This is a genomic window from Nannocystis pusilla (assembly GCF_026626665.1).
Classification (GTDB): Bacteria; Myxococcota_A; Polyangia; order Nannocystales; family Nannocystaceae; genus Nannocystis; species Nannocystis pusilla.
Window position 1 is genome coordinate 6,867,603 of record NZ_JAPNKE010000002.1, and the last position, 14,040, is coordinate 6,881,642.

The window sequence follows — 14,040 nt, forward strand, 5'->3', positions numbered from 1 at the left end:
TCGCCATGGTCCGTTCATGCGATCGGCGTCACGAAGCGCCATCAACAAGCCATCAAAAACGGCGGTGCGGACGCCGACTCGCATCCGGGCATCCCTCGCGCCGGCTCCATTCGCCCGCGGGGTTCACCGCGCCGGGACGCCGCGATCCCCCGTGCTCGCAAATGCGGGGGCGGCGCCGACGCGAGTGAACGTCTTCCTGTCTCGAAGGACAGATGCGCGGCGGCGATCACGCTCTTCGGACCGCGAGAAATGACCGCGATTTTTTGCGGCTCGAATGACCAATGTCAGCGCCCCGGTGATTGCCGCGCATGTATGCCCCGTCACACGATTTGCTCGCGGAGCGTGCCTCCGCGATCGCCGACGCGCGGCCACGAACGCGCGCGTGGGTGGGGCTGGGGGCCGTGGTCCGGCCGCGACCTGAACACCCGCTCTGGTCGTTGCATCGGCAAGTTCACCCCAGCATCCGCCGGCGTCCGCGGCCGTTCGCGCGTGTTCTGCCTCATGCGCGATTGCGCTCCTCCCGCGTTCGGATTCGCGTATCCTCGCGTTCGGATGCAGCCGCGAATGCGCCGCGACGACACGACCCTCGAGCGCCAGCTCTGGCTCGCGGCGAACAAGCTCCGCCATCACCTCGACGCGGCCGCGTACAAGCACATCGTGCTCGGGCTCGTGTTCTTGCGCTGGGCCTCGAGCGGGTGGCCGGCGATCGCGGCCGCGAGCAGCAGCCCTGACCTGGGCGCGCGCCTCGACGCCGCGCTGCTGGCGATCGAGCGCAGCGACCCGGCGCTGCAGGGCGTGCTCACCCCGAGGTACGAGCGCTCGGGCCTCGACCCCGCCTGTCTCAAGGAGCTGGTCGGCCTGGTCGGCAGCGTCGACATCGCCGGCGACCGCGACCTGCTCGGGCGGATCTACGAGTACTTCCTCGCCGAGTTCGCCAGCGCCGAGGGCCGCAAGGGCGGCCAGTTCTACACCCCGCGCGGCGTCGTCCAGCTGCTCGTCGCCATGCTCGCGCCGCGGTCCGGCCGGGTCTACGACCCGTGCTGCGGCAGCGGCGGCATGTTCGTGCACAGCGCCCACGCCGATATCTGTCTCTTCGGACAGGAGTCGAACCCGACCACCTGGCGCCTGGCGAAGATGAACCTCGCGCTGCGCGGCCTGCAGGGCGACCTCGGTCCGGGCCCCGGCGACACCTTGCGCCGCGACCTCCACCCGAACCTGCGCGCCGAGTACATCCTCGCCAACCCGCCGTTCAACGCCAGCGCGTGGGGCGAGCCGGAGCCGAGAGATCCGCGCTGGCGCTACGGCCTGCCGCCGTCGCGCTGCGCCAACTTCGCGTGGGTCCAGCACGTCCTCCACCACCTCGCGCCGGGCGGCTCGGCCGGGGTCGTGCTCGCGTGCGGCAGCCTGAGCTCGCGCCGCTCGGGCGAGGGCGAGATTCGCCGCGCGATCGTCGAGTCCGACAAGCTCGACTGCGTGGTCGCCTTGCCGTCGCAGCTCTTCTACGCCACCTCGATCCCCGCGTGCCTGTGGATCTTCGCCGACGACAAGCGCGGCGGCGACGGCCGCGACCGCCGGGGCGAGGTCCTCTTCGTCGACGCGCGTCACCTCGGCACCATGATCACCCGCACCATGCGCGAGCTGTCGCGGGCCGACATCGCCACGATCGCCGGCACCTATCGCGCCTGGCGGAGCGAGTCGGACGTCGAGGCGTCCGCCGAGGCGACGACGCGGGCGGCCAGCGTCCCCGGCTTCTCGCGGGCCGTCGACCTCGCCGAGATCGCGCGGCAGGAGTTCGTGCTGACGCCGGGGCGCTACGTCGGCGCCGCCGCCGAGCCGACGCCGGCCGAGCCGTACGCGGAGCGCATGCGTCGGCTCGCCGAGACGCTCGACGCCCAGCTCGTCACCGCCGCGGAGCTCGACCGCAAGCTCCGCGACCTCGTCCGGGAGCTCGACCATGAATGATCGGCGCACCACCCTCAGCCTCCTCCCCGGCGCCGCCGCGTTCGCGGGCCCGGCCGCGAACGAGCGGCGGCTCAGCACGCTCGGCGCGCTCGGGCGAATCATCATCGGTGGCACCCCGCCCGCCGACGACCCGGCGCATTTCGGCGGCTCGATCCCCTTCATCACCCCGACCGACCTCGACGGCCGGCGCACCATCGACAGCGCCGCCCGCACGCTCACCGAGCTGGGCGCCCGCCTGGTCGGCGCCTCGCGAGTGCCCAACGGCAGCGTCCTTCTGACCTGCATCGGCGCCGATCTCGGCAAGACCGCCTGCGCCGGCGTCGACGCGGCCATCAATCAGCAGCTGGCCGCGCTCGTGGTCGACCCGCCCAATTGTCCGCGCTATGTTTATTACGATCTGCGGTCGCGTCAGCGCGAGCTGCGGTCGGCCGCCGGCGGATCGGCCCAGCCGCTCCTCACCAAGTCGGGGCTGGTGCGGATCCCGATCGTCTTGCCGCCGCCGCGCCGGCAGCAGGCGATCGTCGAGGCGCTCGGCGCCCTCGACGACAAGGTCGAGCTCAACCACCGGCTGTGCGACACGCTGGCCGAGATCGCGGGCGCCCGCTTCCGCGCGCAATTCGTCGACGTGTCCCCGCCGAGCGACTGGAAGCGGGTCCGTCTCGGCGAGCTGCTCGACCTCGACAAGGGCCTGTCGTACCGCGGCGAGCTGCTCGGTGACAGCGGCATGCGCTTGCTCGGCCTCGGTGACTTCGGCGCGCGGCCCGAGCTCGACGTCGACGATTTCCCGCGGCGCTACGCCGGTCGTCACCAGCCGCGGCACATGATCGTCCCCGGCGATCTGCTGATCGCCAACACCGACCTCACCCAGCGCCGCGAGCTGCTCGGTGCGCCGCTGCGGGTCCCGGACCTGGGCGAAAGTCCGATGCTGTTCTCCCACCACGCCTTCGCGGTGCGGTTTTTGCCCGGGCGCGAGTGCTGGCGCGAGTTCGTCTACTTCGCCCTGCAGCAGCCCGAGTTCCGCGCGCGCGCGGCCGGGTTCGCGGCCGGCACCACCGTGTTGTCGCTGCCGCGCGACGCCGTGCTCGACCACGTGATCGCCCTCCCGCCGGAGCGGCTGCGGCTCGCCTTCATCGAGGTGACGCGCCCGCTGCTGGCGCGCATCGACCACGCCCGTCAGGAGTCGCGCGCGCTGGTCGAGCTGCGCGATCACCTGCTCCCGGGCCTGGTGTCCGGCACCCTCGCGCCGCCGCGCGTTGGCGGCCCGCGGGCCGTCCCCTAAGCTCGGTGGATGAACGATCGCAAGCAGACAATCAAGGTCCGTAGCAACCTCAAGGCCGGGGACGTGTACATGCAGTATCCCAAGGGCAGCAATGGCGGCGGCGCCAATTGACGACAGGGTGATTCGTCCATGGCGTGCGCTCGGCGGCGAATCGGTCGCCGGCTCGCGCCGCAGAATCTGACACAACCGCCGCGAGCGATGCCGGCGGCGATTCCCTCACCGGCCGCGCGGCAGAATCTGACACTGTCGGCGGTCCGCGCGGCGGTCCCGCGCGACCGCCCGTCGCGCGCGCGAACCTCGGTTCGTAGGTGGCGAACCGACGGATTGCCCTTCGTCTGTGACGTCCGTGCCTCGCGCGTCACGTCCTCCTGGCGGCGTGCGACCCGCGTCACGCCTGCGTCGTCGCGGCCGCGGCCGCTGCAGCCACTGAATGAGGAAGGCGCCGCGGCGCGGTCGAGCGCGCCCCCGCAGGAGGGCGCCGACGCCGGCCGCCGACCGCCCGAATCGGTCGCCGCCAGCCCACTGCGGCGAGCGTCTGCGAGGGGCCCGGCGACCTCTCGGGCGCGGCTTGCGACTCGGCGTACCTTGAGCTGCGGAGCCTGACTGTCATGTCTCGAGCGCGAACGATCGCCGTCATGGCCCTGTGCGCCTGCGGCCGGCAGGTCGGCGACCCGGCGTCCGTACCGCCGGGCGGCGGCTCGCCGCTGGCGGCCCGGGGCGGCGCGGGCGACCCCGGGGGCGGCGAGTCGTGGACCTTGAAGTCGCTGGCGCGCGGCGCCGTGCTGTTCGACGACCTCGGCGAACACAGGCGGCCGGTCACCACGCAATCGCCACAGGCGCAGGCCTTCTTCGACCAGGGCCTGAACCTCCTCTATGGATTCAACCACGACGAGGCCGCGCGCTCGTTCGCCCGCGCGGTCGAGCTCGACCCGAGCTGCGCGATGTGTCTGTGGGGAGTCGCCTACGCCCTGGGCCCCAATTACAACATCCCGATGCTGCCCGACCGGGCCCACGCCGCCTGGGACGCGGTCACGCGGGCGCAGGAGCACGCGCAATACGGTCAGCCGGTGGAGGTCGCCCTGGTGGCCGCCCTGGCGCGGCGGTTCAAGGGCTCGGAGTACGCGCCGCCGCCCGAGATGGAGGCCTATAACCGGATCTACGCCGCCGAGATGCGCGACGTCGCCAGGCGCTTCCCGGACGACCTCGACGTCCAGGTCCTGTTCGCCGAGGCGCTGATGAACGTCAACCCGTGGCGGCTGTGGAGCGACGACGGGGTCGCTGCGCCGGGCACGCTGGAGATCGTCGACACCCTCGAATCGGTGCTCGCGCGCGACGAATCGCACCCTGGCGCCAATCATTTCTACATCCACGCCGTCGAGGCCTCGCCGCGGCCGGAGCGGGCCATCGCGGCCGCCGACCGGCTGCCGGCGCTGATGCCGGGCGCCGGTCACATGGTCCACATGCCGGCCCACGTCTATCAGCGGGTCGGCCGCTACGGCGACGCCGCCGAGGCCAACCGGCGCGCGATCCAGGTCGACGCCCGCTACCTGGCCCGCGTCGAGCCGATCGGCTATTATCCGCTCTACCTCGCCCACAATACGGCTTCCTCGCCTATGCCACCTCGATGCAGGGGCGCAGCGCCGAGTCGCTCGAGGCCGCGCGCAAGTCGGCCGAGCACATGCCGCGCGACATCGTGTGCGGCATGCCGGGCATGGACTTCTTTCTGTCCGAGCCGCTGCTGGTGATGGTCCGCTTCGGCCGGTGGGACGAGGTGTTCGGCGCCTCCAAGCCCGATCCGAAGTACCGGACGCTGGTCGCCTTGTGGCACCACGCGCGGGGCATGGCGCTGGCAGCGACCGACGAGATCGAGGGCGCCTACGCCGAGGCGATGCAGATCCGCGACATCATGCGCCAGCTGCCCGAGGATCAGCTCGCGGGCCTCAATCAGGGCAGGCGGGTGCTGCAGCTCGCGGCCGACATCGTCGAGGCGCGGGCCGCCCAGGCGGAGCGCTCGCCGGAGACGGTCGCGCGGTGGGAGCGGGCCGTCGCGCTCGCCGACACCCTCGCCTACAACGAGCCCGCCGATTGGTTCTATCCGGTCCGTCACTACCTCGGCGCCGCCCTCCTCGACGCCGGGCGCGCGCGAGGCCGAGGCCGTCTACCGCGCCGACCTGGCGAGAAACCCCAACAACGGCTGGTCCTACTTCGGCCTGTGGAAGTCGCTGGCGGCGCAAAAGAAGAAGTCGGCCGCGCGGAAGGCCGAGCGGGACTACCTCGACGCGTGGGCGTTCGCCGACTTCGAGCTCGAGCGGACCGCTTTCTGATCGCAGGTCGGCAATCGTCATACCTCGCCCCGGGGCGGAACCGCGCCGGCAATGCGGCGCGGCAATGGACGAATGGGCCGCTGACCACAATGGAGTCATTCGCGGACACACGGGCGGCGGCCGATTCGCTGCAGGGCCTGGACGGCCTCGTCTGGCCGATCGGACAGCAGCGGACACATGCTCGCCGCAGGTGTCCGCCGACGGCCATCGGCATCACTGTCTCGTACGATTGCGATGGATGTTTCTACACGGATCGTGTAACCTCGGAGTGTGACCACGTTCGAGCAGATTCAACGCCAGCTCTGGGACTCCCTGATGGACCACGAGCGTCGGGTGTTCTTGCAGCTCATTCAGGACGAACTACCCAGTCTCACCTTGCGCGAGCTCGGCGAGATCCTCACCAGCCCCGCCGCACGCAGCGTCGGCACCCTCCCGGTGTCTTCCCTGCTCGGCGGCACCGCGGCCCCGGAGGTCACCCGGCCCGCCGCCGCCAAGAGCCCGCGCCGCGCCGCCGGGCGTGTCGTCGACAAGTCCGTCGATTCGCCGCAGGAGCCCCGCCCGCGATTGCGGCCGGTCTCTGCTCCGCAATCGCCGGTCTCCGCCGGCGACCTCGCCGAGGCCCAGGCCGCCGCCGACGCCGCCGCCCGGGCCCTCGAGGCGCCCGCGCCCGCGCTCGCGGTCCGCCCCGAGCCGGCGGCCGCCAATCAGACGCCCAGGGTGGCGCGCAGCGAGGCCCCGCAGCGGCGCCCGCGGCCCGAGCCGGCCCAGCTCGAGATCGCACCGGTCTCCGATCGCAGCAATGTCGACGTCGTGCGCAGCGCCATGTCTCGCACGCTCGCCCAGCACAATCGCTTCGATCCCGACACCCTGGTCATGAACGCCCTGCGCACCACCAGCGAGCCGATCCGGGCCAAGGACCTGCGCCCGCGCGTCGGCCTGCAGCCCGACGATCTGCGGGCCGTGCTCAATCGCCTGGTCAAGGCCGGCGCCATCCGCCGCGAGGGCGAGGGCCCCGACACCGTCTATCAGGTCTTCACCGCCTCCGCCGAGGCGGCCGCCCCGCTGGCCTAGCAGTTCCCCTCGCGGCTCCCTCGCCGCGAATAGACACCGCCGCGCGACGCGGAGAGTACAAAGCTCGAACAAACCCTGTCACGGCCCGTCCGTCGTCCCCAGCACCCAGTCGCGGCCGACGTGCCTCGCACGATTCGCCGCTCGGTAGATTCCCCGCCGTATCAGCACCTGCCTCTCGAGACATCCGTCGATTCGCGGCCCCCGCGCGCTGTCCGGCCCCCGCGCCGCCTGTTACGCTGAGGCATGCGCCCCCAGGTCCTCCGCGGCGGCCTCGTGTTCGACGGCCTCGGCAACCCGGCCCGCGAGCTCGACGTATTGGTCGATGCCGGCGCGATCGCGGCCCTTCTGCCACCGGGCTCGACCGTGGGTGAAACCGTCGAACCGGTCGACGTCCGCGGCTGCTGGGTCACCCCCGGCTTCCTCGACATCCACACCCATTACGACGCCGAGCTCGAGCTATGGCCAGCACTCGGCGAATCCGTGCGCCACGGCGTCACGACCGTATTCCTCGGCAGCTGCGGATTGAGCCTGGCGGTCGGCGAGCCGGACGAGCTGGCCGACATGTTCTGTCGGGTCGAGGGGATCCCCCGCGCCTGCGTCGCGCCGATGCTTGCGCGCGTGAAAGACTGGGACGGGCCGGCCAGCTATTTGCAGCACCTGGAGCGGCTGCCGCTCGGGCCGCACGTCGCCGCATTGCTCGGCCACTCGGCGATCCGCGCGGCCGCGATGGGCCTCGGCCGCAGCCTCGACGCGCGCGCCGCCCCGCGCCCCGACGAGCTCGCGCGCATGAAGGCGCTGCTGCACGAGGCCCTCGACGCCGGCTTCCTCGGCCTGTCGATCAACACTTTGCCGTGGGACAAGATGGACGGCCAGCAATTCCGCAGCCGCCCGACGCCCTCGGTGTTCGCCTCTTGGTCGGAGTACCGGGCCCTCGCCGCGGTCCTGCGGGCCCGCGGCCGCGTCCTCCAGGGCGTGCCCGACGTGTCGACCAAGCTCAACGTATTGCTGTTCGCCGCCCTCAGCACCGGCATCGCCCGCGCCGCCCTCAAGACCACCCTCATCGCCATGATGGACGCCCCGCCCGCCCGCGGCGTCCACCGCGTCGCCGGCGTATTGACGCGACTCGTCAATCACCTGCTCGGCGGCGACCTGCGGTTTCAGGCCCTGCCCAATCCGTTCGACATGTGGGTCGACGGCATCGAGGTCCCGGTGTTCGAGGAATTCGGCGCCGGCACCGAGGCGCTCCACCTCGAGGAGCCCGGGGCCCGCGCCGCCCTCCTGCGCGATCCCGCGTATCGCCGGCGGTTCCGCCGCCAGTGGCGCGATCGCCTGCGCGGCCGCGCCTACCACCGCGACCTCCGGCGCACGCAGATCCTCGCATGTCCTGAAGACCAGCTCGTCGGCAAGTCGTTCGCCGAGGTCGCCGCGGCGCGCAGGAGCGACCCGATCGACACCCTCCTCGACCTCGTCGCCGAGCACGGCACCGCCCTGCGCTGGCAGACGATCGTCGCCAACGACCGCCCCGACCGGCTCGAGTGGATCGTCCGCCACCCCTACGCCCAGATCGGCTTCTCCGACGCCGGCGCGCACCTGCGCAACATGGCCTATTACAACTTCCCGCTGCGCCTGTTGCGAATGGTGCGGGCCGCGGCGCGCGCGGCCGTCCGATCATGAGCCCCGAGCGCGCGGTCCACCGCGTCACCGGCGAGCTCGCGCAATGGTTCGGCCTCGACGCCGGCCGGCTCGCCCCCGGCGCCCGCGCCGACCTCGTCGTCGTCGACCCGGAGGCCCTCGACGACCGCCTCGACGCCCTCCACGAGCAGCCGGTCGCCCCGCCCGCCGCCGCCGGCCCGTTCAGCGAGCTGCGCCGCCTGGTGCGCCGCAACGACGCCGCCGTCCGCCGCGTCCTCGTCGCCGGCCGCACGGCCTGGCACGACGGCGCGCTCGCGCCCGAGCTCGGCCGCGAGCGCTTCGGCACCGTCCTCCGCCCCGGCGCCTGAGGACATGTCCTTCGGGACATGGAGACCATCCCGCTTCGCCGCGCGAGGTTCGCCGGCCGCGCGGCCTGACGGATGGCCCGCCCGCCCCTGAGCTCGGCCGCGAGCGCTTCGGCTCCGCCCCGGCGCCTGATGACATGTCCTTCGGGACATGTCCTCAGTCATCCGTGCCGCGGGCGAGGTTCACCGACCAGCCCTTCACCTGTCCCTTCGGACAGCTCAATTCTTCTCGCACTCGCCCGGGTTCGCGAGCCCGACCCCGGCCGACAGACGCGCGCAGTCGTTGCCGTAGGTCTTGCTGTCGCAGCCGCACACGGGGTTGTAGTCGAACGTGCACGCCTCGGGCTTGGCGCGGCAGGTCCCGCCGATGTCGGCGCCGCCGCACTGGCTCGGATCGCAGAACTGGCCCTCGCCGCACGAGAGCCCGCGGATCCCGCCGCACTCCGGATTGGGGGCAGCGGCCGGCGTGCCCGCGCGCGTGTACAGCTCGCTGGTCACCAGCGCCGGCTTCGTCCCGTTGGGCCCCGTCACCTCCGAGGACGTGGCGGCGACGAGGACGCCCTCGGGCGTCTCGTACATCACCTGGCGGACGGCGTCCTGGACCTCCTGCGACGCCCCGCTGGCCGCGAAGTCGACGCCCGAGACCATCATGTCCCAGCCGGTGTTGAGGCGGAACGCGTGCGCCATCGGGCACGGCATCGCCGAGCACTTGGCATGGATCCCGCGCAGCCGATAAAAGTCCCCGTTCGGCTTGGTGCCGACACGCCCGGCCCAGCCCTCGCTGACCTGCAGCACGCCGACGTCGGCGAAGTTCGGATCGGCCTCGCGCCCGATCGTCCCGCGGACCAGCGCGTGCCCCTCCGCGAACGCGGCGAGGAACGTGTTCTGGCTGTTCGCGTCGAGCTTCAGCGCCGCCAGATCGACGGTGCCGACATAGCACTCCTTGTCCGCCTTGCCGTCGGCGCAGGTGGTGGTGCCCTGATTGACGCGCTGGACGTAGAAGCCGCCGCAGGCCGGCGCCGCGCACTTGCGGACGTCGCGACGGGTCACCACGTAGAACGTCTCCTGCTCGGGATCGCTGGGCCCGCTCTGGTCGTGGTCCTCCTCCGGATTCTTCGGGGCGGGACCGTCGCAAGCGGGGAAGAGCGACAAAACAGCGGCACAGGCCAACAAGACAGACGATGAATGGCGCATGGTGATGAAGGGCCTCGGCGGAGGCGCGGGAGTTCTATGCCAAGACCCCCGTGATGCAATAGCCCCGGCGCCGCGACCGCTCGTGACGTAACGAGGCATCGACTCCGCGATCCATCGCCCACCTTGCGACGCCCGACCCACAAGTCGGTGCTACGGGCCCATGGCCGCCGTGACATGTCCTCCCAAACATGTCACGTGAATGTTTTTTGAAGGTGCAGCGCGGCCGGGCCGGGCCGCGCGGGCACGAACGCCCCGCGAGGGTTCACACACGCGGGGCGCCGTCGCGGTCGTCCCGGACGCCTGTCACCGACATGTCCCTCGGGACATCTTTGTTCGCGCCGCCGCACACCCACTCACCGTCGAGGCCGGGACCGCGCCGCGCCTCCGCCTCGTCGCTCGCGCGAGACCCGAGGCCGGGCTGCCTGCCTGTCCCCCGGGACAGCTCGCTCCGCCGCCTGCCGCGCGCCCGGAAATTCGTTGCGGACGCACCGCCGCGGCTGGAGAAGCGACCGGCCCTTCCAGGGCCGGCGAAAGCACCCCCGCTGCGCCGAAGCGCATCGAAGCACTCGATACATGTCGATCAGGACATGTCGACGTCTGGTCTTCCCGCGCCCCTCAATGCGAGCCCTCGCCGCGCGTGTGCGGTGATTTCGCCGGCGACTTGCAGGCGCCCTCGTGGGCCCGGCCCGTGCGACCGAGCCAGCGCGCCCCGTCATTTTGATAGGTCTTGCCGTCGCAACCACACACCGGCGCGAACTCGACGGTGTGCGCCCCGACCGGCCCGCTGCAGGTGCCGCGATCGATCGCCGCGCACTGCCCGGGCGGCGTCTGACAGAACTCCCCCGGCGCGCACATGCCACCCGCGCACGCGACCCCGCCCGCGGGGATCGCCCGCGTGTAGATCTCGCTGGCCACCAATTCCTGCATGCTGCCGCCCGGCCCGCGGACGAGCCGCGTCGTCCCTGCCACCAATACCCCGTCGGGCGTGGCGTGCATCGCCCGCCGCGTCAGCGCCTCGACCCCCGGCGATACCCCCGTGCCCGCGAGGTCGAGCCCCCCGATCACGGTGTCCCACCCCGCATTGAGGCGATACGCGTGCGCCAGCGGACACGGCTTCCGCGCGCAGCCGGCGTAGATCCCGTTGAGGCGATAAATCGCGCCGCTCGGCGCGGCCCCCGTGCGCCCGAACCAGCCCTCGCTGACGATCAGCGCGCCCTGGCGCGCGAGCGTGCCGCGGACCAGCCCCCGTCCGTCCTCGATCGCCACGCGCAGCTCCTGCTCGCGCCCGGCCTCGAGCCCGAGCGCCGACAGATCGATCACACCGACGGGGCACTCCCGCCGCCGCGATCCATCACCACATACTGCGGTGTCATGATCCACGCGTCGGGCGGAGAAGCCGCCGCACACGAGCCCCTCGCACTCGCGGTCGTCACGACGGGTCACGCGATAGAAGGACTCCGGATCGGGCGCGCTGGCCGCCGTCTCGTCGACCTCCGCGCTGCCCTTCGGCGGCGCCAGCCGACCGCACGCGAGGAGCGACGACAGGACGCAGGCTATCCCCAATGCGACGCGCATGACGAGCGAACTCCGCAGGTTCTATGCGATGAGACCCGCGCCGCAAGCCAATCGCCTCACTTCAGCATCGTGACGAAACGGCCCCGCGCGCCCGTGATCCGTCGCCACCCCGGCGGCCGCAGGGGTCCTCCGAGTACACCCTACGCCTACATGCGCACCACCGCGCAAGCGCCCCTGGCGCCTCCCCGCTTGACATCTCGAATGACGGCCGTAATATTACAGGCGTCATCTCGAACCGTCCGCCAGGAGGCCCGCCGTGACCGTCCGAACCGAACAGAAAGAGCGCACCCGGCAAGACATCCTCGCCTCGGCGACCCGTCTGCTGCGCGAGCGCGGCATCGGCGGGGCCAGCGTGGCCGAGGTGATGAAGGGCGCCGGCCTGACCGTCGGCGGCTTCTACGCCCACTTCGAGATCCAAGGAGGCGCTGGTGTCCGCCTCGCTGCGGCAGTCGCTGCGCGAGCTGTGGGGCAACCTGGTCGCCGGCGCCGGCAAGCTGCGCGGCGTCGAGGCGGTCTCCTTCGTGGTCCGCCGTTACCTCTCGCGCAGCCACCGGGACAACCCCGGCGAGGGCTGCCCGCTGCCGGCCGTGGTCGCCGACGTGGCGCAGGCCGGCGAACCGGTGCGCGAGGGCCTCGCCCACGAGCTCGGCGATTACGCCGACGCCCTGGCCGAATGCATCGCCGACCGATCGGCGCCCAGCCGCCAGCGCGCGCTCGCCCTGCTGTCCCTCATGTACGGCGGCCTCAGCCTCGCGCGCGCCCTCAAGGGCACCCCTGTTTCCGACGAGATCCTCAAGTCCTGCCGCGATTTCGCGCGACAGGCGTTCCGCAACGATTAGTCCCGGAGGACATGTATCATGGGCAAGGCACTCATCCTCGACGCTGTTCGCACCCCCGCGGTCGCGGTAAGGCCGGCAAGGGCAGCCTCAGCGCCATTCACCCGCAAGAGCTCCTCGCGCAGGCCCTCAATGGTCTGGTCGCGCGCGCCGGCATCACCGCCGCCGAGGTCGACGACGTGGTCGTCGGCAGCGTGTCGCAGGTCGGCGAGCAGGGCGCCAACATCGCCCGCAACGCGGTGCTGGCCGCCGGCTGGCCGCAAGAGGTCAGCGGCGTGTCGCTCAACCGCTTCTGCGGCTCGGGCCTGCAGGCCATCGCCATGGCGGCCTACGGCGCCGCCTCGGGCTTTCAACAATTGATCGTCGCCGGCGGCGTCGAGAGCATGTCGCGCGTGCCGATGGGCAGCGACGGCGGCGGCCAGGACGGCCACAACGCCCGCCTACGCGAGCGCGTGTTCCAGATCCCCCAGGGCATCAGCGCCGACCTCATCGCCACCCGCGAGGGCTTCACGCGCCAGCAGCTCGACGGCTTCGCCGCCGACTCGCACCGCAAGGCCACAATCGCCGTCGAGCAGGGCCGCTTCCACCGCGCCCTCGTCCCGGTCGTCGATCCGGCCACCGGCCAGGTCGTGCTCGCGCGCGACGAATTGGTCCGACCCGACACCAGCCTGGCCGGCCTGGCCAAGCTCGCCCCGTCGTTCGTCGAATTGGGCAACACGGCCGTCACGCCCGACGGCCGCACGCTCGACCAGATCGCCCTGGCCCAATCCCCGACACCGCGCGCATCGAGCATTTGCACACTGCCGGCAATTCGAGCCCGCTGACCGACGGCGCCGCCGCGGTGCTGATCGGCTCGGAGGCGTACGCGCGGGCCCACGGCCTGAAGCCGCGGGCCGTGATCAAGAGCATCGCCACGATCGGCAGCGATCCGGTGCTCATGCTGACCGCGCCGGCCCCGGTGTCGCGCAAGGCCCTGCAGCAGGCCGGCATGCAGGTCGGTGACATCGACCTGTGGGAGATCAACGAGGCCTTCGCGGCGGTCGTGCTCGAGACCACCCGCAGCCTCGGCGTCGACCCGGGGCGCGTCAACGTCAACGGCGGCGCGATCGCCCTCGGCCACCCGCTCGGCGCCACCGGGGCCATGCTGCTCGGCACCGTCGTCGACGAGCTCGAGCGCCGCGACCTCGCCACCGGCCTCGTGACCATGTGCATCGGCGGCGGCCAGGGCATCGCCGTCATCGTCGAGCGCGTCTGAACAAAATAGGAGCTCCCCGTCATGTCTTCGACTGCCACCAATCCTCCGCCGAAGAGCGACGCCCCGGTCATTCACCCGCGCGAATGGTTCGCGCGGGTGATGGCCGGGGAGCTCCCCACCCTCCGATCGCCCGCCTCCTCGGCATTCGCATGCTCCGCGCCGAGGACGGCGTCGCCGCCGCCGAACTGCAGGCCGACCCCGAGCGCCACGCCAACCCCATGGGCACCCTCCACGGCGGCGTCCTCTGCGACCTCGCCGACCTCGCCATGGGCACCGCGGTCGGCTCGATCCTCGAGCGCGGCGAATCGTTCACCACCCTCGAGCTCAAGTCCAACTTCTTCAAACCGGTGTGGAATCAGCTGCTCACCGCGAACGCGCGGATCGTCAAGCGCACCCGCACGATCTGCTATATCGAGTGCGACGTCGTCGACGACAAGCAGAGCCTCGTCGCCCGCCTCGCCAGCACGTGCATGATCCTCCGCGGCGACATGGCCGCGGGCCGCTAGCATCGTCGGCCGAGGACGCGAGATCGCCGCGAGATCGCGCC

Annotated in this window: 10 protein-coding genes and 2 pseudogenes; 10 read left to right on the top strand and 2 right to left on the bottom strand. The window is 71.9% G+C overall.

What is annotated here, in order from left to right; all coding sequences use genetic code 11:
• The first annotated feature begins 552 nt into the window (after window positions 1–552).
• The 6 genes from OV079_RS30295 (at window position 553) to OV079_RS30320 (ending at window position 8,636) form a co-directional block, all read left to right on the top strand.
• Complete coding sequence (locus OV079_RS30295; RefSeq protein ID WP_267772476.1) at window positions 553–1,962, top strand: N-6 DNA methylase; 1,410 nt, start codon at window positions 553–555, stop codon at window positions 1,960–1,962.
• Window positions 1,955–3,241 (top strand): restriction endonuclease subunit S, encoded by a 1,287-nt coding sequence (locus tag OV079_RS30300; protein WP_267772478.1) that lies wholly within the window; start codon window positions 1,955–1,957, stop codon window positions 3,239–3,241. The genes OV079_RS30295 and OV079_RS30300 overlap by 8 nt, the downstream gene beginning before the upstream one ends.
• A gap of 608 nt (window positions 3,242–3,849) precedes the next feature.
• Complete coding sequence (locus OV079_RS30305; RefSeq protein ID WP_267772480.1) at window positions 3,850–4,986, top strand: tetratricopeptide repeat protein; 1,137 nt, start codon at window positions 3,850–3,852, stop codon at window positions 4,984–4,986.
• A gap of 849 nt (window positions 4,987–5,835) precedes the next feature.
• Window positions 5,836–6,636 carry a hypothetical protein gene (locus OV079_RS30310; protein WP_267772482.1) on the top strand — a complete coding sequence of 267 codons (801 nt, stop codon included), beginning with the start codon at window positions 5,836–5,838 and terminating at the stop codon, window positions 6,634–6,636.
• A 243-nt stretch (window positions 6,637–6,879) separates the two neighbouring features.
• Window positions 6,880–8,310: an N-acyl-D-amino-acid deacylase family protein gene (locus tag OV079_RS30315; RefSeq protein ID WP_267772484.1), complete on the top strand. Its 1,431-nt coding sequence runs from the start codon at window positions 6,880–6,882 to the stop codon at window positions 8,308–8,310.
• Window positions 8,307–8,636 (top strand): amidohydrolase family protein, encoded by a 330-nt coding sequence (locus OV079_RS30320; protein WP_267772486.1) that lies wholly within the window; start codon window positions 8,307–8,309, stop codon window positions 8,634–8,636. The genes OV079_RS30315 and OV079_RS30320 overlap by 4 nt, the downstream gene beginning before the upstream one ends.
• Window positions 8,637–8,852: 216 nt before the next feature.
• Here the strand turns inward: OV079_RS30320 and OV079_RS30325 are convergent, their stop codons facing one another.
• Both OV079_RS30325 and OV079_RS30330 read right to left on the bottom strand, forming a co-directional pair.
• The gene (locus OV079_RS30325) at window positions 8,853–9,785 is read right to left on the bottom strand and encodes a Kazal-type serine protease inhibitor family protein (protein WP_267772488.1); all 933 of its coding nucleotides are present in this window, start codon (window positions 9,783–9,785) and stop codon (window positions 8,853–8,855) included.
• Window positions 9,786–10,442: 657 nt separating this feature from the next.
• The gene (locus tag OV079_RS30330; RefSeq protein ID WP_267772489.1) at window positions 10,443–11,402 is read right to left on the bottom strand and encodes a DUF6748 domain-containing protein; all 960 of its coding nucleotides are present in this window, start codon (window positions 11,400–11,402) and stop codon (window positions 10,443–10,445) included.
• Between the two features lie 256 nt (window positions 11,403–11,658).
• Here OV079_RS30330 and OV079_RS58865 point away from each other — a divergent pair.
• The 4 genes and pseudogenes from OV079_RS58865 to OV079_RS30350 form a co-directional block, all read left to right on the top strand.
• A pseudogene (locus tag OV079_RS58865) lies at window positions 11,659–11,760 on the top strand (TetR/AcrR family transcriptional regulator); the annotation flags it as partial.
• 70 nt (window positions 11,761–11,830) lie between these two features.
• Window positions 11,831–12,241 carry a hypothetical protein gene (locus OV079_RS30340; protein ID WP_267772490.1) on the top strand — a complete coding sequence of 137 codons (411 nt, stop codon included), beginning with the start codon at window positions 11,831–11,833 and terminating at the stop codon, window positions 12,239–12,241.
• Between the two features lie 18 nt (window positions 12,242–12,259).
• Window positions 12,260–13,493, top strand: a pseudogene (locus OV079_RS58870) (acetyl-CoA C-acetyltransferase).
• A 149-nt stretch (window positions 13,494–13,642) separates the two neighbouring features.
• Window positions 13,643–13,999: a PaaI family thioesterase gene (locus OV079_RS30350; RefSeq protein ID WP_267772492.1), complete on the top strand. Its 357-nt coding sequence runs from the start codon at window positions 13,643–13,645 to the stop codon at window positions 13,997–13,999.
• The last annotated feature ends 41 nt before the right edge of the window (window positions 14,000–14,040 follow it).

Bases quoted from the DNA above. Each gene is read 5' to 3' on its own strand.
- OV079_RS30305 (WP_267772480.1), top strand. From the start codon at position 3,850: ATGTCTCGAGCGCGAACGATCGCCGTCATGGCCCTGTGCGCCTGCGGC.
- OV079_RS30320 (WP_267772486.1), top strand. From the start codon at position 8,307: ATGAGCCCCGAGCGCGCGGTCCACCGCGTCACCGGCGAGCTCGCGCAA.
- OV079_RS30315 (WP_267772484.1), top strand. From the start codon at position 6,880: ATGCGCCCCCAGGTCCTCCGCGGCGGCCTCGTGTTCGACGGCCTCGGC.
- OV079_RS30330 (WP_267772489.1), bottom strand. From the start codon at position 11,402: ATGCGCGTCGCATTGGGGATAGCCTGCGTCCTGTCGTCGCTCCTCGCG.
- OV079_RS30295 (WP_267772476.1), top strand. From the start codon at position 553: ATGCAGCCGCGAATGCGCCGCGACGACACGACCCTCGAGCGCCAGCTC.
- OV079_RS30350 (WP_267772492.1), top strand. From the start codon at position 13,643: ATGCTCCGCGCCGAGGACGGCGTCGCCGCCGCCGAACTGCAGGCCGAC.
- OV079_RS30300 (WP_267772478.1), top strand. From the start codon at position 1,955: ATGAATGATCGGCGCACCACCCTCAGCCTCCTCCCCGGCGCCGCCGCG.